At 42.7% G+C, this 22,688-nt stretch carries 20 protein-coding genes and 1 other RNA gene; 16 read left to right on the top strand and 5 right to left on the bottom strand.

The features are described 5' to 3' along the window. Positions 1-75: 75 nt before the first annotated feature. The 11 genes from FR932_RS21795 (at position 76) to ffs (ending at position 12,653) form a co-directional block, all read left to right on the top strand. Positions 76-198, top strand: coding sequence for a hypothetical protein (locus FR932_RS21795; RefSeq protein WP_019443169.1), 123 nt, complete (start codon positions 76-78; stop codon positions 196-198). Positions 199-203: 5 nt separating this feature from the next. Further along, entirely contained in the window at positions 204-1,505 is a 1,302-nt protein-coding gene (locus tag FR932_RS09780; protein ID WP_240532444.1) for a basic amino acid/polyamine antiporter, read from the top strand. A gap of 123 nt (positions 1,506-1,628) precedes the next feature. Continuing rightward, positions 1,629-2,414, top strand: coding sequence for a sulfite exporter TauE/SafE family protein (locus FR932_RS09775; RefSeq protein WP_019443167.1), 786 nt, complete (start codon positions 1,629-1,631; stop codon positions 2,412-2,414). 128 nt (positions 2,415-2,542) lie between these two features. Further along, the gene (locus tag FR932_RS09770; protein WP_019443166.1) at positions 2,543-3,964 is read left to right on the top strand and encodes an isochorismate synthase; all 1,422 of its coding nucleotides are present in this window, start codon (positions 2,543-2,545) and stop codon (positions 3,962-3,964) included. Then, on the top strand, positions 3,961-5,880 hold the full coding sequence (gene menD, locus FR932_RS09765; RefSeq protein ID WP_019443165.1) for a 2-succinyl-5-enolpyruvyl-6-hydroxy-3-cyclohexene-1-carboxylic-acid synthase: 1,920 nt from the start codon (positions 3,961-3,963) through the stop codon (positions 5,878-5,880). The genes FR932_RS09770 and menD overlap by 4 nt, the downstream gene beginning before the upstream one ends. Next, on the top strand, positions 5,864-6,805 hold the full coding sequence (menH, locus tag FR932_RS09760; protein ID WP_019443164.1) for a 2-succinyl-6-hydroxy-2,4-cyclohexadiene-1-carboxylate synthase: 942 nt from the start codon (positions 5,864-5,866) through the stop codon (positions 6,803-6,805). Before menD ends, menH begins: the two co-directional genes overlap by 17 nt. A gap of 35 nt (positions 6,806-6,840) precedes the next feature. Then, positions 6,841-7,707 (top strand): 1,4-dihydroxy-2-naphthoyl-CoA synthase, encoded by an 867-nt coding sequence (menB, locus tag FR932_RS09755; protein WP_019443163.1) that lies wholly within the window; start codon positions 6,841-6,843, stop codon positions 7,705-7,707. A gap of 47 nt (positions 7,708-7,754) precedes the next feature. Next, positions 7,755-8,822: an o-succinylbenzoate synthase gene (menC, locus tag FR932_RS09750; RefSeq protein WP_019443162.1), complete on the top strand. Its 1,068-nt coding sequence runs from the start codon at positions 7,755-7,757 to the stop codon at positions 8,820-8,822. Then, positions 8,815-10,338, top strand: a complete 1,524-nt coding sequence (gene menE / locus FR932_RS09745; RefSeq protein ID WP_019443161.1) for an o-succinylbenzoate--CoA ligase — start codon at positions 8,815-8,817, stop codon at positions 10,336-10,338. The genes menC and menE overlap by 8 nt, the downstream gene beginning before the upstream one ends. Positions 10,339-10,528: 190 nt before the next feature. Next, positions 10,529-12,415, top strand: a complete 1,887-nt coding sequence (locus tag FR932_RS09740; protein WP_019443160.1) for a GGDEF and EAL domain-containing protein — start codon at positions 10,529-10,531, stop codon at positions 12,413-12,415. A gap of 141 nt (positions 12,416-12,556) precedes the next feature. Continuing rightward, positions 12,557-12,653: signal recognition particle sRNA small type (ffs, locus tag FR932_RS09735), an RNA gene on the top strand. A 193-nt stretch (positions 12,654-12,846) separates the two neighbouring features. Here the strand turns inward: ffs and FR932_RS09730 are convergent. Beyond that, complete coding sequence (locus FR932_RS09730) at positions 12,847-13,749, bottom strand: LysR family transcriptional regulator (protein WP_019443159.1); 903 nt, start codon at positions 13,747-13,749, stop codon at positions 12,847-12,849. Between the two features lie 149 nt (positions 13,750-13,898). On the opposite strand from FR932_RS09730, the gene FR932_RS09725 reads away from it, so the two are divergent. Then, entirely contained in the window at positions 13,899-14,564 is a 666-nt protein-coding gene (locus FR932_RS09725; RefSeq protein ID WP_019443158.1) for a glutathione binding-like protein, read from the top strand. A gap of 67 nt (positions 14,565-14,631) precedes the next feature. Here the strand turns inward: FR932_RS09725 and FR932_RS09720 are convergent, their stop codons facing one another. Beyond that, the gene (locus FR932_RS09720) at positions 14,632-15,537 is read right to left on the bottom strand and encodes a LysR family transcriptional regulator (protein ID WP_019443157.1); all 906 of its coding nucleotides are present in this window, start codon (positions 15,535-15,537) and stop codon (positions 14,632-14,634) included. Between the two features lie 180 nt (positions 15,538-15,717). Here FR932_RS09720 and FR932_RS09715 point away from each other — a divergent pair, with 180 nt between their 5' ends. From FR932_RS09715 to FR932_RS09705, 3 genes are all read left to right on the top strand, one after another. Next, entirely contained in the window at positions 15,718-16,716 is a 999-nt protein-coding gene (locus FR932_RS09715; RefSeq protein WP_019443156.1) for an NADP-dependent oxidoreductase, read from the top strand. A gap of 97 nt (positions 16,717-16,813) precedes the next feature. Then, positions 16,814-17,467 (top strand): DsbA family oxidoreductase, encoded by a 654-nt coding sequence (locus tag FR932_RS09710; protein ID WP_026032270.1) that lies wholly within the window; start codon positions 16,814-16,816, stop codon positions 17,465-17,467. Positions 17,468-17,667: 200 nt separating this feature from the next. Continuing rightward, complete coding sequence (locus FR932_RS09705) at positions 17,668-18,777, top strand: site-2 protease family protein (protein ID WP_019443154.1); 1,110 nt, start codon at positions 17,668-17,670, stop codon at positions 18,775-18,777. A gap of 129 nt (positions 18,778-18,906) precedes the next feature. Here FR932_RS09705 and FR932_RS09700 read toward each other — a convergent pair whose 3' ends face one another. Beyond that, on the bottom strand, positions 18,907-19,266 hold the full coding sequence (locus FR932_RS09700) for a hypothetical protein (RefSeq protein WP_019628996.1): 360 nt from the start codon (positions 19,264-19,266) through the stop codon (positions 18,907-18,909). 155 nt (positions 19,267-19,421) lie between these two features. Between FR932_RS09700 and FR932_RS09695 the strand changes: the two genes are divergently transcribed. Beyond that, positions 19,422-20,566 (top strand): IS3 family transposase gene (locus tag FR932_RS09695; RefSeq protein ID WP_085983345.1). Its coding sequence is split into 2 segments (ribosomal slippage): positions 19,422-19,686 and positions 19,686-20,566, totalling 1,146 coding nucleotides; the frame shifts between segments, so codons are not numbered across the junction. 38 nt (positions 20,567-20,604) lie between these two features. Here the strand turns inward: FR932_RS09695 and FR932_RS09690 are convergent. Both FR932_RS09690 and FR932_RS09685 read right to left on the bottom strand, forming a co-directional pair. Continuing rightward, a complete protein-coding gene (locus FR932_RS09690) occupies positions 20,605-21,597 on the bottom strand; it encodes a discoidin domain-containing protein (RefSeq protein ID WP_019443191.1) in 993 nt (330 codons plus the stop codon). A 202-nt stretch (positions 21,598-21,799) separates the two neighbouring features. Further along, the gene (locus FR932_RS09685) at positions 21,800-22,654 is read right to left on the bottom strand and encodes a mechanosensitive ion channel family protein (RefSeq protein ID WP_019443192.1); all 855 of its coding nucleotides are present in this window, start codon (positions 22,652-22,654) and stop codon (positions 21,800-21,802) included. Positions 22,655-22,688 lie beyond the last annotated feature (34 nt).

The raw sequence follows: 22,688 nt of genomic DNA, 5'->3' as shown, positions 1-22,688 counted from the left end.
CATTGTATAAACGAACGAAAATAAGGTTTATGTTGGCATATTATGTCGGAGATTAACCTTAATTAGGAATTATTGATGGAAAATAAACTCGGACTTGGCATGTTAGTCGCCTTGGTGTTCAGTACCATGGTCGGCGCTGGTATCTTCGTCTACCGCAAAATGTCGCTGTATCTGCCGCTCCTGGTGCGATCACGTTAGGCTGGTTGATCACGGGTTGTGGCATGCTGGCATTAGTCTCGGTATTACGTAATTTAGTGGTGAGATTTCCACATTTGAACGGTGGTATTTTTTCGTACGCGCAAGCGGGTTTTGGTAATTACATCGGTTTTATGTCAGCTTGGGGTTATTGGATCTGTAACTTACTCGCAAATGTATCTTATGCCGTGGTGTTCTTTAGTGCGATTGGTTATTTTGTCGATACCCCTGAAAATCCAATCATGGGGCAGGGTAATACACCGATTGCAGTATTAGGCGGCTCGTTACTTATCTGGTCTATGCATGCGCTGGTATTACGCGGTGTGACCCGTGCAGCCTTGATTAATGTATTTGTAACCATCGCTAAAATAATTCCTATTTTGACCTTCGTTTGTTTGGTTATCATGGCGTTTAAACTGGATAAATTCACCCTTGATTTTTGGGGTGATAAAACCCCAGAGTTAGGCTCGGTATTAGATCAAGTGAAAGCGACGATGATGGTGACGTTGTGGGTATTTATCGGTATCGAAGGGGCGGTTATTTTATCTAACCGTGCGAAAGATAAACGTGATGTTGCGAAAGCCACTGGTATCGCGCTGTTCTCGGCATTAATCTTGTATATTGCAGTGAGTTTATTCACGTTAGGTGTGATGACTCAGCCTGAAGTGGCAGCATTAAAAAATCCATCAATGGCCCATATTTTAGAAGTGATCGTCGGCCCTTGGGGCGCAATGCTGATCAATGCGGGTTTGATTATTTCGGTATCTGGTGCGTTATTAAGCTGGACAGTGGTGAGTGCCGAAGTGCCTTTTATTGCGGCGAAAGAGGGGCTATTCCCGAAAGCATTTGCGACAGAAAACAGTAAAGGCGCGGCAACGACATCGTTGTGGTTTTCGTCTTGTATGGTGCAGTTGTTTTTAATCTTAACCTTGATACAAGAAAGCTCATATTTAGCCTTGGTAAATATAGCGACGTCAGCGGTATTATTACCGTACTTCCTTGTTGGTGCTTATGGTGTAAAAGTGGCGTTAAGTGGTGAAGGCTACAGTGCGACTGAAAACCGTAAGAAAGACCTGTTTATCGCTATTGTATCATCACTTTATGGTGCTTGGTTGGTGTATGCGGCAGGCGCTGAATACATGTTGCTATGTGCATTATTGTATTTACCAGGTGTCTTGATTTATAAAAAAGCATTAGCGGAAAAACAACAAACATTTAGTAAGCGCGATTATGCTTATTCAGTTTTGTTACTAGCGGGTGCTGGCGGTGCAATTTATCTGTTATCAACCGGCGTATTGTCTCTGTCTTAGTGTTTGGCATTTAAAATATAATCACTGACACTTTCTTAATACAGTTTGATATAGTAAAGCCTTGAATTTAAGTGCATGTTATTTTTGACTTGTATTAGGGATAATCAGTAGAGGTCTGTGTAGATGATTGTGGTTGTATATTTAATGTTAGGTGCGGCAGCTGGATTAATGGCTGGCCTGTTTGGGGTTGGTGGCGGTTTGATTATTGTCCCAGCATTAATTGTATCTTTTACCTTTCAAGACCTTTCGCCTGATGTGCTTACGCAGTTGGCGATAGGCACGTCCCTTGCGACCATTATTTTGACCTCGCTCAGCTCGATTAAAACCCACCACAGCAAAGGTGCCATTGATTGGCCGTTGGTTAAAAAATTAACCGTTGGTATTGTGGTTGGTGCTATTGTCGGTAGTATTTTTGCCGATTATTTACCCGGTGAAACATTACAAATGATCATCGGTATTTATGCGCTAACGGTAGCGGTACAAATGGGTTTTGATCTGAAACCAAAAGCACAGCACGATTTACCTAAAGGTGCAGGCTTGACTGCCGCAGGTGGTGTGATTGGCGCTATCTCTGCTTTGTTTGGTATTGGTGGCGGTTCACTTACGGTACCTTACTTGTCGTGGTGTCGCGTCGAAATGCGTAATGCGGTAGCGACCTCTTCAGCATGTGGTTTACCGATTGCGGTAGCGGGTGTGTGTAGTTATATAGTCACGGGTTGGAATAACCCTGATTTACCAGAATACAGTTTAGGTTATATCTATTTACCTGCGTTTTTTGGCATTATCATTACCAGTACTGTGTTTGCCAAACAAGGCGCAAAACTAGCCCATGCATTACCGAGTCATGTGTTAAAACGTTACTTTGCGTTGTTATTATTAGTTGTTGGTTCGAAGTTTATTTTCTTCTAAAACGAACATTTTATTGATCTAGGCTATAGATAATGTAACTAACTACCCATTAAGTATAGGTTGATGTTCGGTTTTGTTATATCCATGCTAAAATCCCCCCTTAAGTAGTCGTTTATTAAGGGGGCAATTTGTTAAATCTAACGGCCGCGATCACATCATTACAGCAACAGGTTATCCAAGCTCAACCTGAGCAAACTCGGATCTCTGTTAATTTACAGCCCTTAAATTCAACTGAGCTTATCGAATGGCTTGGTGCTCAAGTTTTATTCCCACAATTCTATTGGCAATCCCGAGACGGTGATGAAGAAGTTGTCGCGCTAGGGCAGTGCTGTCATTGTCATGATGTTAGCCTTGCAAAAACATTATTTACCCAGCCACAGCGCATGTGGGGCGGGCAGTCCTTTTCTCGTCAACAATCTCGTCAAAAATCGAGCAGTAAAGATACGATTCACCGTAATTACTATTTCTTACCGCAAATAGAACTAACCCGTCAGCAAGACCATTGGCAATTATCGGTCAATTTACCTGTCGCCAAACAAGCAATGTTAGACTTGGGTTATGATAAAGCGCAGTTACTAGCAAGTTTAGCGAGTTTAATTGCCCCCGCGCCAACACCACTACCACAGTCTTATAAGATTGAATCTCGTCATCATTATCCTGAATTCAAGCAATGGTCGCATTTGGTGACGAAAGCGTTAACCGCAATCGATGACCAATACTTTGCCAAAGTAGTATTAGCAAGAAAAACGGTATTAACGTTAAACCGCCCTTTATCTGCAACGCAGTTTTTACAGCAAAGCCGTCAGGTTAATCAGCAGTGTTTCCATTTTATTTTTGCCATTTACGCTGATGATTATTTTGTGGGGTCAACGCCTGAACGCTTGTTTAGTCGTGATTTTGATAACTTGCATACTGAAGCGCTTGCTGGTACAGCAGCACGTAGTTTAGATGACACAGAAGATAGGGCGTTAGCCAATTGGTTATTGAATGATGAAAAAAATCGTTACGAAAACCGTTTAGTGATAGATGATTTATTATCGCGTTTGCAGTCGCGTTGCCGCACTCTGCAAGTTGAAAGACGTCCAGAGTTAATCCAATTACGTAAAGTACAGCACCTTAAACACAAAATTGACGGGCAATTAGTCGCGGGTATTGATGACGCAGAATTGCTGACGAGTCTGCAACCAACCGCTGCCATTGCTGGGTTACCACGTCGACCTGCCTTAGACTTTATTGCCGATAACGAACCGTTCGATCGTGGTTGGTACAGTGGCGCATTGGGTTATATCGGCCAACAACAAAGTGAATTTTGTGTCGCGATCCGCAGTGCTAGAGTATTAGGACATGAATTACAGCTCTTTGCTGGTGCCGGTATTGTGCCAGGTTCAGATCCACAAAGTGAATGGCAAGAGTTAGAGCGTAAAACAGCGACGTTATTAACCTTGCTCGAACCTGATTCGCATGGCTATCGTGATGATCGTATGTATCCAAATAAAAATAATAAGCATGTGCTAGCCAATCAATTTACTCCGGAGCAACAACGCGCATGATGAGCAATCAAACGTCTGTAGATATGCCGTTGCCAAAGACGTCCTTGGCTGAGGTACAGGCTCCCTTGAATCGGTTATGGGCGGGCTTAATTTTAGAAGAACTCAGCCGCTTGGGTGTACGCCACGTGTGCGTGGCACCGGGGTCGCGATCAACGCCCTTGGTATTAGCGGCAGCAGAGCATCAGGGTTTAACCTTACACAGTCACTTTGATGAACGTGGATTGGGTTTCTTTGCTCTCGGCTTAGCAAAATCAGTACAAGCGCCTGTCGCTGTAATTGTCACATCAGGCACTGCCGTAGCGAACTTATTACCAGCTGTAGTTGAGAGTGGATTAACCAAAGAAAAGTTGGTGTTATTAACCGCCGACCGTCCGTTAGAACAAGTCAATTGTGGCGCCAATCAAGCCATTCAACAAGCGGGTTTATTCTCTAGCCACGTTTGTCATGAATTGTTATTACCGAGCCCAAGTTTGAGTATTACCCCACAGTGGCTGCTCAGTAACATAGATCAAAGCTTGGCAGTGCAGCAACAAGCTGGTGGCGTGGTACACATCAACTGTCCTTATCCAGAACCTATTTATGGTGGCGACGCTGATTTTAGTGATTACCTTGCTGGAGTAAACAATTGGCAAGCGCAACAACAAAGTTACTTATCTATATATTCTGCCGGTATTAATTATTTAACGGCAAGCCCGTCTGTTGCACTGATGTCGGATAAAGCTGACGCCGACCTAGCTATACCAGTAACTGTACCTGTAACTATGCCAGTCATTAATCGTAAAGGTTTAGTGGTGATTGGCGCGATGAATACTGCTGACATGCAAGCGATTAAACAATGGGCAGACGTGATGGGATGGCCTGTGTTGGTTGATCCGCAATCGGGCGGATGCAGTGCTTGGTCGCATTATGATGTGTGGTTACAGAATCAAGCCTGCTGGAATAAGTTAGCTGAAGCTGAGATCTTAGTGCAATTTGGCGCACGTTTGGTATCGAAACGCTTAGGTCAATTTATAGAGCAACATGACTGGCAAGATTATTGGTTGATTGCACCACAAGCTGGGCAATTAGACCCTTATCATCAGCGTTGTAAGCAATTTGTCAGTTCAATACCACACTGGCTGACACAGTTTGCAAGTGGTCAACTGAATGCCGCGTTATCGACAAATAACAGTACGCTTAGCAATATGATTACCGACCTTGGTGTACGACACAGTGATGTTAATGGTTATGAGTGGGCGAGAGTGCTCACCGTTGCAAGTGTAACAGTGCGACAGTTAATAGAAGTTAATCATATCGATGCGTTAACCGAGATTAGTTTCGCTGCGACGTTAGACACGTGTTTATCAACAACCCAGGCGAACAAATCGACGAGTCTATTTATCGGTAATAGCCTCATTGTCAGGTTATTAGATATGTTTACTGCATTACCCAATGTGCCGGTGTTTAGTAACCGTGGCGCTTCGGGTATCGATGGTTTGTTAGCAACGGCTGCAGGTGTGCAACAAGGTCAGCAACAAGGCATGCTTTGTCTGCTAGGGGATACTTCTTTACTCTATGATTTGAATTCACTGGCGCTATTCTCTAAGCCAACACACCCAAGCGTGATAGTAGTGTTGAATAATGACGGCGGGGCGATCTTTGATATGTTAGCTGTATCAGCACAGCAAAAAGAACAGTTATATCGTATGCCGCATGGCTTTAACTTTAACCATGCTGCTGCGATGTTTGATTTAGATTATGTCCAACCTAACAGCTTAGCAGACGCCCTGTCTGTGATTCATCATCGTTTATACCCGATGGCCGACGTGACCGGTGATATGCGTACTTTATTAGTCGAGATAGTGACACCAGCAGGGGCGGCAGCTAAGCAACTGAAGCAATTTTTCAGCGAGGTGAAAGATGCGAAATTTATCTAGCATGATGTTCAAAACACAAACGCAATTACCGCTCTATTCAGAATCGATTGAATCGGCCTGCAACCTCGCTACGGGTGATGCTATTAAACCCACGTTAGTGTTTTTACATGGCTTATTAGGTTCAGCCCAAGACTGGCAGCAAATCGTCACGCATTTGTCCTCGGATTATCAATGTATCTGTATTGATTTACCGGGGCATGCGGGTAGCCAAGCCGTGACAGTTAATGACTTTCAGCATGTGCAACAGCTCATTATTGCGACTTTAACGCAGTATGAATTCGAGCATGTCGTTTTGGTTGGTTATTCGTTAGGAGCGCGTATTGCTATGAGCATTGCTAGCGATCGCGCCGCTAATTGGCCGTACAAAATTGTAGGCATGTTATTAGAAAGCGGTAATCCGGGGTTAACCAATAGCGCCGAACAATTACAGCGTGGCTTACATGATTTAGCGTGGGCGACACGTTTCAGTGAATCACCATTGACGCAGGTATTACCCGATTGGTATCAGCAAGGGGTATTTGCTTCATTAACGACTAAACAAAGAACCGCGCTGATTGCCACGCGCAGTGACATTCAAGCTGACCACAATGGCTTTAATGGCGGTAAGCAGATAAGCAAAATGCTGGCTGCAACATCATTGTCGAAACAGGGATATTTGTTACCGCAATTACAAAACGCGGCATTTCCAGTATCGATGGTATGCGGTGAATTAGACCCTAAATTTGTGCTGTTAACGCAAGCGAGTCAATTGGATCATCATGTTGTCGCTGATGCAGGTCATAACGTCCATGCAGACCAGCCAGTTATATTTTCCGAATTGGTTCGGGGGCTAGTTGGTGATGGTTTGGATCGTTATAGCTTAGACAAGCACGGCTTGACCAGTGAGCAATTGATAAAGAAGCAGTCACAGCTAAGTGCCGCTTAAGATTAACTAATTATATAAAAATATCAGGAATTATTATGAGCAGAACAGTTGGTATTACCGAAGAAGAACTTTACGCACACGTTGAATGGCAAGATTGCACAGGTGAATACCAAGATATTCATTTTCATAAATCATTAGACGGTATTGCAAAAATTACCATCGCCCGTCCACAAGTACGCAATGCGTTCCGTCCACAAACGGTCAACGAAATGATGCAAGCGTTAGCTGATGCGCGTTATGACTCAAAAATAGGCGTTATTATCTTAACGGGCCTCGGCGAACATGCGTTCTGCTCTGGTGGTGACCAAAGTATTCGTGGTGATTACGGCGGCTATAAAGATGATGAAGGTATGCATCACTTAAACGTATTGGACTTCCAACGTCAGATCCGTACCTGTCCAAAACCTGTTATCGCAGCCGTTGCGGGTTATGCTGTTGGTGGCGGCCATGTATTACACATGATGTGTGATTTAACCATTGCAGCTGACAACGCACAGTTTGGTCAAACGGGTCCTAAAGTGGGGTCGTTCGACGGCGGTTGGGGCGCATCATACATGGCGCGTATTGTCGGGCAAAAGAAAGCCCGTGAAATTTGGTTTTTGTGTCGTTTTTATGATGCTAAAGAAGCGGAAGATATGGGCTTAGTGAATACGGTTGTGCCACTGGCTGATTTAGAACGTGAAACAGTACGTTGGTGTCGTGAAGTATTACAGCATAGCCCGATGTCGTTACGCTGTTTAAAAGCGGCATTAAATGCGGATTGTGATGGTCAAGCTGGCTTACAAGAATTAGCCGGCAACGCGACGATGATGTTTTACATGACAGAAGAAGGGCAAGAAGGCCGTAATGCCTTTAATGAAAAACGTCGTCCTGATTTTGATAAGTTCCCGCGTAATCCTTAATCGGCACTTTTTATAAGTACGCTTAATCAGTAGATGGAGCAGCATTCATGGCACGTAAGGCTAAGCTATATCACTATCGGCTACCATTAGACTGCGCCATGATATTGCGTGGCCAGTCTGTCACGGTACGCGAAGGTTGGTTGCTTGAGCTGAGTCGCGAAACTGAAATCATGCAGCGAGGGCGTGGAGAAATAGCTCCTTTACCCGGGTTTAGCACCGAAACCGCAGCACAGGCAAAACAACAACTAGAAAATGTGATTAAAATCTGGTTAGATGATGGCATCGTAGATCTAGACGAGTGTTACCCCTCGGTAGCATTTGGTTTTAGTATGGCGCTGTTGGAGTTAGAAGATGGATCACCGCAAACTATTCATCGCAGCAGTCATGATAATGACGCTAGCAGTGCGTTATTATTGGCTGCTGATATTGGAATAATCACCGCTAAGCATAAGCAGTTGTTGCAGAGCCGGTTATGTAAGTTAAAAATTGCCACAGTAGCGACAGGCGAAGGGGTTATTTACGATAGTACGATTTACGAAAGTGCGCTTAACGACAGTAAAGTTGCACAGTACTTACTACAGACTTATCCCCATTTACATTTACGCTTAGATGCTAACCGACGTTGGTCATTGCCAGTCGCGTTAGCGTTTGCTAAACAGATCTCGGCTGAGTATCGTCAACGCATCGATTTTATTGAAGAGCCTTGTCATACCCCAAGCGACTGTTTACGTTTCTCCGAACAAACCGGGATTGCGATTGCGTGGGATGAAAGCTTACGTGATGCCGGTATTGACCTTATTTCTTCGGTAAGCCGTTCAGCTAATGCAATCGTTAAAGCAGTCATTATAAAACCTATGCTAACGGGCACGGTGGATTATTGCGCTAAGTTAATTGCCCATGCCCATCAACAGGGGTTAATCGCGGTGATCAGTTCAAGTTTGGAATCGAGCTTTGGGTTAGTGCAATTAGCACATATGGCACACACACTGACTCCTGAAATACCCCCTGGTTTAGATACCGTCCATGTGTTTAAACAACAGTTGCTCCAACCTTGGCCAAATTGCAGCTTACCTTTACTCCCACTCTCAGAGCTACCTGTGACTATTTATGAATAACGACACGATGAGTAATAACATGGCCACTAACCATAACGTTAACTTTAGTGACTGGCCTTGGCTACATTGGACTGACCGTCGTCCTGAGCACATCGCTTTGGCCTATGGTGAGCAGCAGTTTACCTGGTTGCAGGTTAATGATCGTGTTAACGCATATGCTAAGCAGTTAACCGAACAAGGAGTACGTGAAAGCGATTTAATAGTCGCAGTGAGCGCTAACAACTTAACGGTGCTGTGGCTGTATTTAGCGAGCTTACGACTTGGGGCTTGCTGCGTGATACTTGATCCCAAGCAAAGTGGTGAGCAGTTAAACGATAAATTAGAAACCTTGGCAGCGAAGTTCATTTGGTTATCTGAAGCAGATCTTAATATATTCGCTGATTTACCGCATGAAGGTGCTCAGCAGTTAGTCTTTACTTACAATGAAAAGTCTTTAATAGCAGAACCTTTTACAGTAATCGTTTGTACGCAGTCAGGTGTTGAATGGCAAGCGAAGCGACTCGCTAGTATCGTCTTTACCTCAGGTTCAAGCGGTAAAGCCAAGGCCGTGGCACATAATGCCGAGAACCACTTGTACTCAGCCGCTGGGTTATTGCAATCCTTTGCTTATACCGCGCAAGATAACTGGTTATTATCCTTACCCTTGTTTCATGTTTCAGGGTTGGCTATTGTCTGGCGCTGGTTATTTGCTGGTGGACAATTGACGTTGCCAGCGACATCCAATGTCATAGAGCAGTTATCAACAGTCACGCATGCGTCCTTAGTGCCTACGCAATTAAAGCGCTATCTTCATGAACGCGATATAAGCACAGATCAACACGCGATTCGCCTAAAACGGATTTTATTAGGCGGCGCTGTTATTCCTGTGGTGTTAACGGATAAAGCCAAATCACTGGGTATTGATTGTTGGTCTGGATACGGCATGACAGAAATGGCCTCTACTGTTACCGCTAAACCTGCAGATAACAGTGCGGGTGTTGGTCTGTTATTAGCTCATCGAGCGTTAGAAATAGACGGTCAAAGTATTAAGGTGCGTGGTGCAAGTTTGGGCATGGGTTATTACTATCGTGGCACATTACGCAGTATGACTGATGATAATGGCTGGTTGGTTACTGGCGATCTTGGTGAGATAAAATGTGCGGAGGCATTAGTTGATACATCAGTTGATAAATCATGGAGTGAATTATTCATTCTTGGGCGCAGTGACAACATGTTTATTTCTGGCGGTGAAAACATTCACCCGGAACACATTGAGCGTATTTTACTGTCGCACCCGTTAATTAATCAGGCGTTGGTATTTCCCCGTGAAGATGCCGAGTTTGGTCACCGTCCTATTGCTGTTATTGATGCGATGTCGCATATATCTGTGTGTGAAATGAATAACTATTTACAATATAAGCTGGCAAAATTTATGTGGCCGCTTAATTATTATACTTTGCCAAATAATATAAATGTGAGCGGTATCAAATTAAATCGGGCATCTGTTCAAATATGGTTCGCAAGTTTGTCCAAATAGTTGAGTTAAATGATAATTGTTATTGCTTGTTATAAATCTAACTTGGTGTTGGCTTTGTTTTCTTGTAGTATACAGAATCTTCCTTATTCATCAGATGAATAGCGACATCGACATCACGTTACTATTTAATTGAGTACGACGTAATTTAGCAGGGTGTCATGTAGTGCGGTGTAATTAACAGAGACGTAATATGCTTAATATTAATACTCAGGTTATTGAGATCCCGGAATCTATGTTCCGTGGTTGGCAACAAACTGTAGAGTTGATCGCTGGCATTATGAATTTACCAGCAGCATTAATTATGCGCGTTCACCATAATGATGTGCGAATATTTTCGTCGAACGACGCTGCCAATGCGGTCTCTCCGTTATTGTCAGAATCAAAGCAATTGAGTTGTTATTGTGCCCAGGTTATTTATAACTGCACTGAACTCGTTATCGAGGACGCAGCGCTCGATTTTTCTTGGGCTTTAGACGAAAATATTAACGCTGACATCATGGCGTATTACGGTTTACCTCTGACTTGGCCAAATGATCAAGCCTTTGGCACACTCTGTGTTTTAGATGCTCAAGCCCGTGAATTTACGCCCCAGTGCAAATTATTGATTACGCGTTTTCAGCAGTCGATGATTGCTGATCTGACTATTCTTTACGAAAAAGCTGAATTGCTCCACGCCAATCGTAAATTACAGGCGCTACTGTCTAAAAAATCAATGGCATTGAGCTTGTCTAATCAAGCATTATTACACGAACAAGATAGCCGTTCAGCGTTAGAATCAACCCTTGTTTATCAGCAAGAATACGACGCACTTACCGGTATTGCAAATCAGCTTTCATTAGTTAATCAGATGGATGACATGCTGGAAAGTGTGGATGATGATAATGAGCTGGCAGTCATTTACCTTGGCATTCGCAATTTCAAATCTATTAACAACAGTTATGGTTATGCGATAGGGGATAAAGTATTACTGGAAGTCAGTCAACGTATTCACCAGCAATTAACGACGGAGTATTTAGTCGCTCGTTGTTGGGGTGATGCATTTGCCATTGTAGTGCGTGATGAAAATGTTGTCGAGCAAGTCATCGATTTAATTGCACGTTTAACCCATGCTTTTGAATCAGTCTTGACGATAGGAGACTTTACTATCACGACGCAGTTGTGTTTCGGTATTGCCTTAGCCGATTCTGCAGCAGACCGAGGGATCTCCTTGGTTGAAAAAGCGGAAGCAGCAATGACGGCGAACAAAGACACTGGCTGTCATTATAATTTTTTTACTGATGAACTGAGCGCTGTTATTGGCGAGCGTCATTATTTAGAATCGCATTTAGCCGAAGCGCTCGATAAACAAGAAATGTCAGTACATTACCAGCCGATGATATGTGTTAAAACGCAGCGGGTATTAGGTGCAGAGGCATTGATTCGCTGGCGTAATCCAATATTAGGGGCTGTCGCACCTGATCGCTTTATTAATCTAGCCGAGCAGAATGGCCAAATCTTAGCATTAGGTAATTTCGTGCTACGTACGGCAATGAAACAAGCGGCGCAGTGGCGTCATAGTTTTGGTGATGATTTCTGTATTGCCGTGAATATTTCACCTGTGCAGCTGCGTGACGACAATTTAGTGTCTCGGGTGGCGCAACTGTTAGCGTATTATCAGTTACCTGGTACTGCGTTAGAGCTTGAGATCACCGAAGGTGTATTGCTGCAAGACGAGAAGAAGGTGACTAAGTCTCTTGCTGGTTTACAAAGGCTGGGTGTGAGTATCTCGTTAGATGATTTTGGTACGGGTTATTCGTCGTTAAGTTATTTGCAGAAGTATTCGTTCGACACCTTAAAGATAGATCGCAGCTTCATTATGAATTCAATGGAATGTGAGCAAGATAAAGAATTAGCACGCGCGATTATCGCAATGGCGAAGAAACTCAATCTTCTCGTCGTGGCTGAAGGTGTAGAAACGTCTGCTCAACATGAGTTTATTGTTGATGAAGGTTGTGATTTTGGTCAGGGCTATCTGTATGGTAAACCAGTACCAGCGACTATGTTTACTTCACAGTACTTAAGTAGGCAAGCTATTTAATTGCGTTGTAATTGATCGACTTGGTTGGATAGTGTGCAAACGATGTTTATAGTGAATAAAACTGCTATAAACGGTTGCAAAGAATCGGTGAATAGTTAATAATTCACTCGTTGTCAAGCACAACACATTTGATGGGTGCCTTATGGGTCCCTCCGCATTGATACTCTGTGAACTCGGCCAGGTCCGGAAGGAAGCAACCGCAGCAGAGAACTCAAGTGCCGGAGTGAGGCTTGTAGGGTATCCTTCAAAAGTGTTGTGCTTTTCGCGTTTCTGGCGTTCTGCTTTTCCAAATCAATATTTAATTAATATCAAATCAATTTCTTATCGAACACCCTTCGTATATTTTCACTCTTCCTTAGTTATAGTTCTGTATTTGTTATTAAGCAAATCTTGCAAGCGCTTGCCAACAAGATACTTAAATCATTGGTGCACTACATTCTTTCGGCTTGTATTTTATCAACTAAGAAATCGATAAAGGCACGTAGCGCAGGCCTAGGATACTTACTACCATGGTAAACCGCATAAATGTCGCCACTTGAACCTTCTTGTAAAGAGGGCTGCCAATCAGGTAAGCATACAACAACCTTACCGTCCTTGATGAGGCTCGTCATCATCCAGCTAGACATTTGCACAATACCACCACCGTATACAGCAGCCTCAAGTAAAGGTGTTCCCCCTTTAGAGCTTAAATTACCTCGCACTGGGATTTTTAAATTCTGTTTATTCTTCTTAAAATACCAGTAAGTTCTTTGCCTGTCGGTATCGAGAAGAAGGCAATTGTGATCGATAAGGTCTTCAGGTTTGTTGGGTGTGCCATTTTTAGCGAGGTAGTCGGGTGAAGCGCAGACTTGAGTGTGATTCTGCAATAGCTTTCTAGCATGTAAACCAGAATCAGCAGGTATGCCAATACGTATGCCTATGTCTACATTCTCACTATTTAAATCAATAAGTTGGTTGTCTAAATTGATTTCAATTTTAACTTTTGGATAACGCTGTAAAAATTCAGGTAGGAGCGGGGATATAAACTGTCTGCCAAAGCTTTCAAATACAGAGATCCTGAGCACACCTTCTGGCTCTACGTTCATCTGGTGCATTGATGCCATTAGTCCGTCAGCTTCAGCTAAAAGCTTTATAGCGCCTTCTAAAAACTGCTGTCCATCCGCAGTCAGTAACAACTGACGTGTGCTACGTTTGAACAGTGTCACGCCAAGTTCACTTTCTAAATTATCAATGTTACGGGCAATGGAAGACGGTGCCATGCTAAGTACTGCGCCAGCTTTAGTAAAACTGCCAGAGTCGACTGTTTGTATAAATACACGGATTAAACCTAACATACCAAGACCTTTGCGCCAAACGCAATACTGATTCACATTGAATGGGTATTCTAAGAAATATTGGTGTTATATACAATGCTGCAACTTATCTAGTGAAGCGATCACTGGCAATAGACTAAGAAATAATTAAGTTGAAAGGGAAGGTTAAGATGTCAAATATACAACTTTATTCGTTGGGTTCGCCTAATGGTATTAAAATTTCAATTGCGCTGGAAGAAATGGGCATGAGTTATGATGCTCACTCTGTTGATATTTTAAAAGGTGAGCAGTTTAGTGAGGACTTTCTCAAGATAAACCCTAACGGTAAGATCCCTGCAATCATTGATACTGATGGGCCGTGTGGGCAAGCTATTCCGATCATGGAGTCGGGTGCCATTTTAATTTACCTTGCTGAGAAATCAGGAAAGCTCATACCACAGAACCCAACAGCAAGGTGCGAAGTGATGCAGTGGCTTTTCTTTCAGGCAAGTGCTGTCGGGCCAATGTTTGGCGCGTTTGGTCATTTCCATACTTACGGTAAAGCCAATTGTGACCATCCTTATCCTGAAGCAAGGTTTGAGACTGAAACCAAACGTCTGTTAACTATTTTAGATGAAAGACTGCAAGACCGTACTTACATTGTTGCTGATGAATACAGTATCGCTGATATCGCTATTTTCCCGTGGGTAATGTGGCTGGATATGTTTTATAAAGCATCGGAACAGCTTGAGCTTGAATCATTTACACATGTTATGTCTTGGGTAAAACGCTGTAGCGCAAGACCCGCAACAATAAGAGGTTTTGATGTATATGGGTTTAATGAGATAGGTAAATAAACCAAGATTTAATAAAATAAATGTTTCAGGCTTACTTAGCTGAAACATTAATGCCCAATTTAGCCCCCTAATAAACCCCTTGCACTCTCTCAACCAAAAAATCAACCGCAGCCTTTATCTTAGGCACTTGATAGCGCTGTTTCTGATACAACAAAAACACGCCTAAATTAGCCTGCTGCGTGATCTTAATGCTTGGCATGATCGTAAGCTCAGTCAGTTCACCCGATTCAATATACGGTTTTAATGCCCAGCGAGGCATCAGCAAAATACCTAATCCCTCGACGGCTTTCTCTACTAGCCATTTACCATTGTTACTGATGAGTACCGGCTCTGCAGAAACATCTTGCCACTGAGTATCGATTTCACAGATCCAAGGGGTAGGGCCGTTTGGGGCTTTAAAATACAAGCCTTTGTGTTGCTTTAAATCCATGGCATTAACGGGTACACCATAGGTTGCTAAATAACTGGGTGCGGCGACGGCGATGAAATTGTTATCCATCAACTTGATAGCCAATACGCGTTCATCGGGTGCATAACCACCACGAATAGCCAGATCTACTTCATCACGCCCTAATGTCGATAAGTCATCACTCAGGCTTATATTCAAAGTGATCTGCGGGTATAACTCTCTGAATTCGTCTAACAGCGGTAATAATATGCGTTCGCCAAACCCCACCATCGAGCTGATATTCAGTACGCCCATTGGTGTTGATTGATAGTTTCTTACTGTCTCATCACTGTGTGCTAGTAAAGACAGTACTTCACTGACTTGCTGATAATAGATTTGACCGATTTCAGTCAAGCTCACCGCTCTGGTGGTACGTTTTAATAGCGTAGCACCGAGGCTTTTCTCTAGGTCTGCGACCCTGCGCGACAGCGATGAAGGCGGAACAGAAAATAACTCAGCGGCTTTACTAAAACTGCCATGTTCTACCACTTTTACAAAATACTTTAATGCTCTTAATTGGTCCATCATTTACTCTCATTGCCATTATTGTCTTTATAACAATAAACATTCGCTAATTAGTATCTATATCTTACCTTAAATTAAGACAATAATGGCTCATAGTTAATTATCTTTCAGACAATGCGACTCATCTTTCAGACAGTATTCTTAACCTTTTAGACATTATCATTCACAGGAAGCAAGCACATGACAACATATACAGCGATCAATCTTATTAAACGTCCAACTGGCGGTCCAATCAATGCAGATCTATTTGAAGTAGTGCAAAAGCCAATGCCGACTGTGGGCGAGGGCGAGTTTTTAGTGAAGCAAAGCCATATGTCACTAGATCCTGCTATGTTTGGCTGGATGAGCCCTGATACCAACAGCTACATTCCACCAGTAGGCTTAGGTGATGTAATGCGTAGTTCTGGCATCGGTGAAATTGTCGAAAGTAACCACCCCGATTTTAACGTGGGCGATCGCATGATGGGCATGATGGGTTGGCAGGAATACTTCCTAAGCAACGGGCAAGGTCTGAATAAAGTAACAGCGCCATTACCTGATGAAGCGATATTATCTGTGTTTGCTTTACCTGGATTAACCGCGACTCAAGGTCTATTTAATGTGGGTAAACCTAAAAAAGGTGAAACCATTATTGTCACAGGCGCAGCTGGTTCAGTTGGCTCTATTGTTGGCCAGTTAGCAAAAGCAGATGGCCTGAAAGTAATTGGTGTTGTTGGCAGTGAAGAAAAGGCCGATTGGATTGTTAACGAATTAGGTTTTGACGCAGCAATCAACTACAAGAGTGACGATTTAGACGCACAACTGGCAGAGCATGCCGCTGATGGTATTGATATGTATTTTGAAAATACCGGTGGTGCGATCCAGAGTTTAATTATTGATCGTATGAATCCACATGGCCGTGTGATGGTATGTGGTTTAATTGCTGATTACGCTAACGAAATACCAACACCGGGTCCAAGCTGGTTAAACGTAATTAAACGTCGTCTGACTATTCAAGGTTTCACTATGCCGGATCATTTCCATGAAGTACCTGCATTACTTGAAAAACTTACGCCTTATGTCATGGCGGGTAAAATCAAACACAGATCGCATGTATTAGCAGGCTTAGAATCATCTATTGGTGGCTTAAACTTATTCTTTACCGGTGAAAACAAAGGTAAGTTAATTGTAAAACTTTAATTACCAATGTAGTGACTGCTTTATGAAGTAAGTGGTTAATCGTCACTTACTTTTTGCTTTCTTAAACGGGATTAAATTTAACATGAGTCAATTTAACATGAGTAAAGTACAAATAGATATTGTGTCAGATGTGATGTGCCCTTGGTGCATCGTTGGATACAAAGGCTTAGAATCGGCGCTGGCACAACTTGCGCCGGGTATTGAAGCGACAATCAACTGGCTACCGTTTGAACTGAATCCGCAGATGCCGAGTGCAGGTCAAGACATGCAAGAACACTTGGTTGAGAAGTACGGCATTAGCGAGCTGCAAAGTGTGCAGAACAGAGAGATGATCAGTCAACGCGGTAAAGATGTTGGTTTTGATTTTAACTTTGCCCCAAATATACGCATGATCAACAGCTTTGATTTACACCGACTATTAGCGTGGGCTAACGAGCAGGGCAAGCAACATGCATTACAAATGGCTTTGTTTAGTGCGCACTTTACTGACAATGTCTCTTTGAGTGATGATGCAACGCTTATCAAGATCGTTGATTCAGTTGGTCTTGATGTTACAGCTGCTAAAGGCATCCTCGATTCTGATGACTATGTAGCACAAGTACGCGCAGAGCAAAAGCTGAGTATGGACAGGGGCATTAGTTCAGTGCCGACGTTTATTATTAATAATCAGTATTCTATTGCTGGTGGCCAAACTGCAGATACATTCAAGCAGGTATTAACGGAAATTAGCCAAGAAATTCAAGATAAGTGATACAAGATAAGTAATACAGTGCGGCTTGGTGTTATTAATAGCGTAATTTATAGCCATTGTTAATCGTGCTATTACGACCAAGCTGCATTGGGATCTAAGTGGGTTTTTGTTATACTCGGCCATCGACAAACATACTGTCACGGCAGTAACTTAAATTCTATTTACTCGGCTTTACAGCCGCATAAATACAAAGGCTTAACTTGGAATTATTAAACATTGACTGCCTTGGCAAATCGCTACGGCTAGAAGGCTCGTTAGCGGGCTGGCAACAAGTATTTTGGGGCGACAAACTCGTTTCAGTCATCAACGCCTCTAGTGATAACGAGGGCAGTAAAACGCACGAATTTGAACTCATGCAACATAGCAATGAGGCTCTAGACTCGCAACCGCCTGCTAACATTATCGTCAAGCTCACCACAGTTCTGCTCTGGCAACCCTTCAAAATCGATTATGCGCTGTATGTGAACGAACAACTTATTAACGAAGGTCAGCGCGACACCAAAGATATTGAACGACAAACCCCGCAACATCCGGTTGCCGTAAAGAAAAAATTTAGCTTAATTGGCTTGGGCTCGTTGGCGCTTAAATTATTAAAAAGTGCCAAGGTTATCAAGGTTGTATTAGCGGGCGCGAGTCTAGCGGCTTATTCATGGTTATTTTCATGGGAATTCGCACTGGCCTTAATCGCTTGTCTCGTGTTCCATGAATACGGCCATGTTAAAGCGATGAAATATTTTGGCATGAAGACCAAAGGCATTTACCTGATCCCGTTTATGGGTGGTTTAGCATTAGGCGATGACAAGATTAATACGCGCTGGCAAGATGTCGTGATCTCGATTATGGGACCGACCTTTGGTTTGCTGATGTCGCTGTTATCACTTATCGCTTACTGGGCAACAGGGGAGATATTTTTTGCTGGACTGGCTAGCTTTAACGCCTTGCTGAATTTGTTTAACTTGTTACCGATTCTACCGCTCGATGGTGGTCACATCCTTAAAAGTATTAGCTTTTCGATGAGCAGTATCGTTGGGTTGGTGGCTTGTATCGCTGGTGCAGTAGCGGGGATATTTATCAGTTATAGCTTAGGACTGGCGTTACTTGGTTTCATGTTATTAATTGGTAGTGTCGAGATCATATTTGAATGGCGTAGCCGTCATCAGAGCCATCTATTGCCGTTGGATAAATACGGACAGCTGTTTTCTGCTATCTGGTATGTAACGACAGTCGGCGCGTTGATTGGTGTGATTTGGTACTTTGCTGGTATGGGGGATGAATTGCTTGCTATGCCACTAATGATATTACAAAGCTAGTTTTGGCGTTGCTACTTATCTTTCGCTTACGTTTGTCTAAATGTGTAGACAAACGTAATCCGAGGGGATGAAAGTGAATAGAGCTTTTTACGGTTCGTGTTTACGGTCCATGCTTATTGCTCTTGTGTGTTACTCTTTCTTGTCTAATTTAGCATCTTTTATATCTACAAGGTTGATGCTCGCTCTACCGCCTGTGGCATGCCAAAAATTTCGACTTGAAAGGTCGCCACCATTGTAAACTTTGTGTTTACCATCGGTTCTGGCAAAGTTAGCAATATTGGTGCTTAGTTTTTCCCTCATTAGGTCATTAAGTGGTTTGTCTTTTTCGGTTAACAAAACCACCAAGGCTCTATATGAGGTTTGCGTCGTCCCTGATGATGGCGCGATGGCCTCAAATTTAGGGTTACTTGCCCACGCGTTATAAACTGTTTCACTTTCTATATCCCAAACACCTTTATCTTGACCTCCTGGATCACTAATTAACCCCATAAGATAGAGCTCGATAGGTGCGAATTCACTCGCGTTGGTTAACGCTCCCTTGACGTTGTCCCAGTGAGAATAATAAGATTGATCAATGAAGTGGTTTAATGAATCTGTACACCTAAATGGGATAGAATACCCTCAACATAAAAACGGTGTACACAATGACAAAAGCGCGAACAACATATTCAGTAGCATTCAAGCATGATGCTGCAAACTTAGTCCTGGATAAAGGCTACTCGATACAAGAAGCCTGTGATGCCGTCGGTGTTGGATACACGGCAATGAGACGATGGGTAGCTCAACTTAAGCAAGAACATGGCGGGATAACACCGACTGCAAAGGCTATGACGCCAGACCAAATACGTATTCAAGAGCTTGAAGCCAAAATTAAGCAAATTGAATGGGAGAAAGACATATTAAAAAAAGCTTCCGCTCTTTTAATGCAGGACAGCATCAAACGATAGATTTGATAGCCGCGTTATCAAGAGATAATCATTCAATAAAGAAGCTATGTGTGTTATTTGAAATACCTCGCAGTAGCTTCCATTATCGACTTAAATACCGCGGTGTAACAAAGCCGGAACGAGCTGTATTACGTCAAAAAGTCATTGCTATACACAGCCGTAGTCGAGGTTCAGCTGGCGCGAGAACCATCTCAGGCCAACTTAATCAAGCAGGGGAAAGTGTCGGTAGATACAAAGCAGCAAGATTGATGGAAGAAGTCGGCATTGTCAGTAAACAGCCGAATAAACATAAGTATAAGATATCTGAGGATGTATCGAAAATCGCACCGAACCGACTAAATAGGCAGTTTGATGTTGAAACAGTCAATCAAGTTTGGTGTGGCGATGTGACCTATGTTTGGGCTGGAAATAAATGGATGTACCTAGCTGTAGTCATGGATTTATTTGCACGTAAAATTGTGGGTTGGGCATGCTCAGATAGCCCAAACACAGATTTAACTTGTGCGGCGCTACGTATGGCTTACGAAAGCCGAGGCCGACCAAAAAATGTGATGTTTCATTCAGACCAAGGTTGTCATTACACGAGCCTTCAATTCAGACAAGCGTTGTGGAAATACCAAATAACGCAAAGTATGAGTCGACGCGGAAATTGTTGGGACAACGCCCCAATGGAACGATTTTTTAGAAGTTTTAAAACAGAGTGGATGCCAAAGGAATGCTATAACACCTTTGCTGAAGCTGAGCGAGATACGCTCAAATATATACTGCAGCATTACAATACAAAACGAGGCCATAGTTATAATAACTATTTGTCGCCAGTGATTATGGAAGCTGCAGCTTAATTTAAACGCCTATCTAGGTGTACAGTTTTACTTGACCACTACACAATGATCCAGTTACCCCAACGATGAAACATCTCATGTAAAGACGCATCAAGGTGTAGCGCCTTCAATACACTTTGTTGATTCATTGAGCCATAAAGTGTGAATATACCTTGAAGTTTGCCTTTTGCGCCAAAGTCTTCACTACTGTCGAACTGATTTAAACCTAACCCTTTGATGTCATTTTTCACAAAAGAAAACTCACCAAACGGCATACCTTGCGGTGGTTTTTCGTTATCCATCACGTACATGATAAAATCAAAGTCATCGTTGAACTGAGAGAGTATTTCTTTCGTGAGTTTTTTGGCATGGTCGGTGCGATTAATACTCTGGCTATTCCAAGTATGATATTCGTCAGTGCTTAATTGAACATTAATAAAATCATCATTTTTATTAATCATGATCCGACTATCTTCAGGTTTAGGCAATTCGACATCATCACCTTGAGACATCAGCTTAACTTCAGTGATGGCAATCGGTTTGACGTTATTAGGAAAGTAGAAACGGTAATAGCTGTAATCGGATTGGCTATCTTCAGGAATATTAAACGTTTTAATCTCCCGAGAAGCAAACTCCATATCTTGTTGTTCATCAAGCGTTATCCACGATTGTCCATCTTGACTCCCCTGTAACTGCCAATTCTCAGGGTACATTTTATTACTTTCCCCTTGAATGGAATATGTTGTCACTATCTCTGGTTTCGCAAGTGTCTGCATTAACCATTCATTAGATTGTTGGCTTGGACGCCAATAGGTATTCAATTCATGAGAATTTGAATTTTCGTGAGCGATATTGTCGAATGCAAACTCAGCCATTTCTGGATATGGGCGATAGCTGTCAGTATATATCCAGGCATAACTACTGGCTGTTGCGGTTTCTTTTCCAGACACCACTGTTAAATTTGAATCTGGCGCTGAAATCGCCATTGGCGATGCAATCAACGCCAATAGTGTCATGGCTAATTTATGTTTTTTTAAATTCCGTTTTTGCATGAGTCCATCCTATCTGTGTAAGAGTTCTTTTATTTTGAACTAAATTATTTATTCAATTCAGTATTGATACTAGAAAACTTTTTATTTTACTTCCACAGAAAGAACGTTTATTTTTCAATGTTTTAATGCCTATATGAAAGTTTCTTTATTATTTAGTTTACCCCGTATAAGCAGGGGTAAACCATGATTCTTCGCCTTATGCTTAAACGGCGTCTGACAATAACCGTACTTCACGTTGTGGGAAGGGAATGGTGATGCCATCTTGTTTCAATGCCTGAAACATCTTTAAGTTCGCTGTGTATTTCACTTCATAATAATTCTTCGTTGGTACCCAAAAACGTACACCCAAATTGATCGAGCTATCACCAAAGGCTTCAATACCAATTTGCGCTGCTGGTTCTGTCGCAATCTCATCGATATTTGCCAGCGCAACAGCCAAAATTTTCACTGCCTGTTCTGGATTATCGTCGTAACTAATGCCGATAGTTGATTCCACTAACATGTATTCGAAAGAGTTATGCAGTACTTCACCAACGATATGTTTGTTCGGAATACTGATCTCGTCACCGTCTTCGTTGGTGAGGATTGTCATGGCCAGTGAAATGACTTTAACCACGCCTATCACACCTTGGATCTTGACCGTATCACCGACCACAAACGGGCGGGTAAGAATAATGGTCACGCCAGCGGCATAGTTAGACAGCATACCTTGCAAGGCTAAACCTGCACCTAACGCCAGAGCACCCACAGCTGCGATAAACGGTGCCACACTGATCCCGAGTTTACCTAAGGCAATCACCGCTACCATCATAATGACGAGCAGGCGCACAACATTGGAAATAAACCCACTTAGGGTAACGTCAACATCATGCTTGATACATAGGGCTGCAATAAAACGCTGCATTTTACCGGCCAACCACAAACCAATGATGAAGATGACTAGAGCACCCAGAATTTGGAAACTGTATTGCACCATAAACTCAGTGATCATGGTGTATATATTCTGTAGCTGTTGTAATTCTTGTTGCAAGTCTTCTTGTAATCCGGTCTCGTCCATCGTTTTGTCCTTAAAATGTGTAAGTGATCGTGTT

The organism is Moritella marina ATCC 15381 (assembly GCF_008931805.1).
Classification (GTDB): Bacteria; Pseudomonadota; Gammaproteobacteria; order Enterobacterales; family Moritellaceae; genus Moritella; species Moritella marina.
The sequence above is the reverse complement of the archived record's forward strand: the minus strand, read 5'-3'. Positions and strand labels throughout refer to the sequence as shown.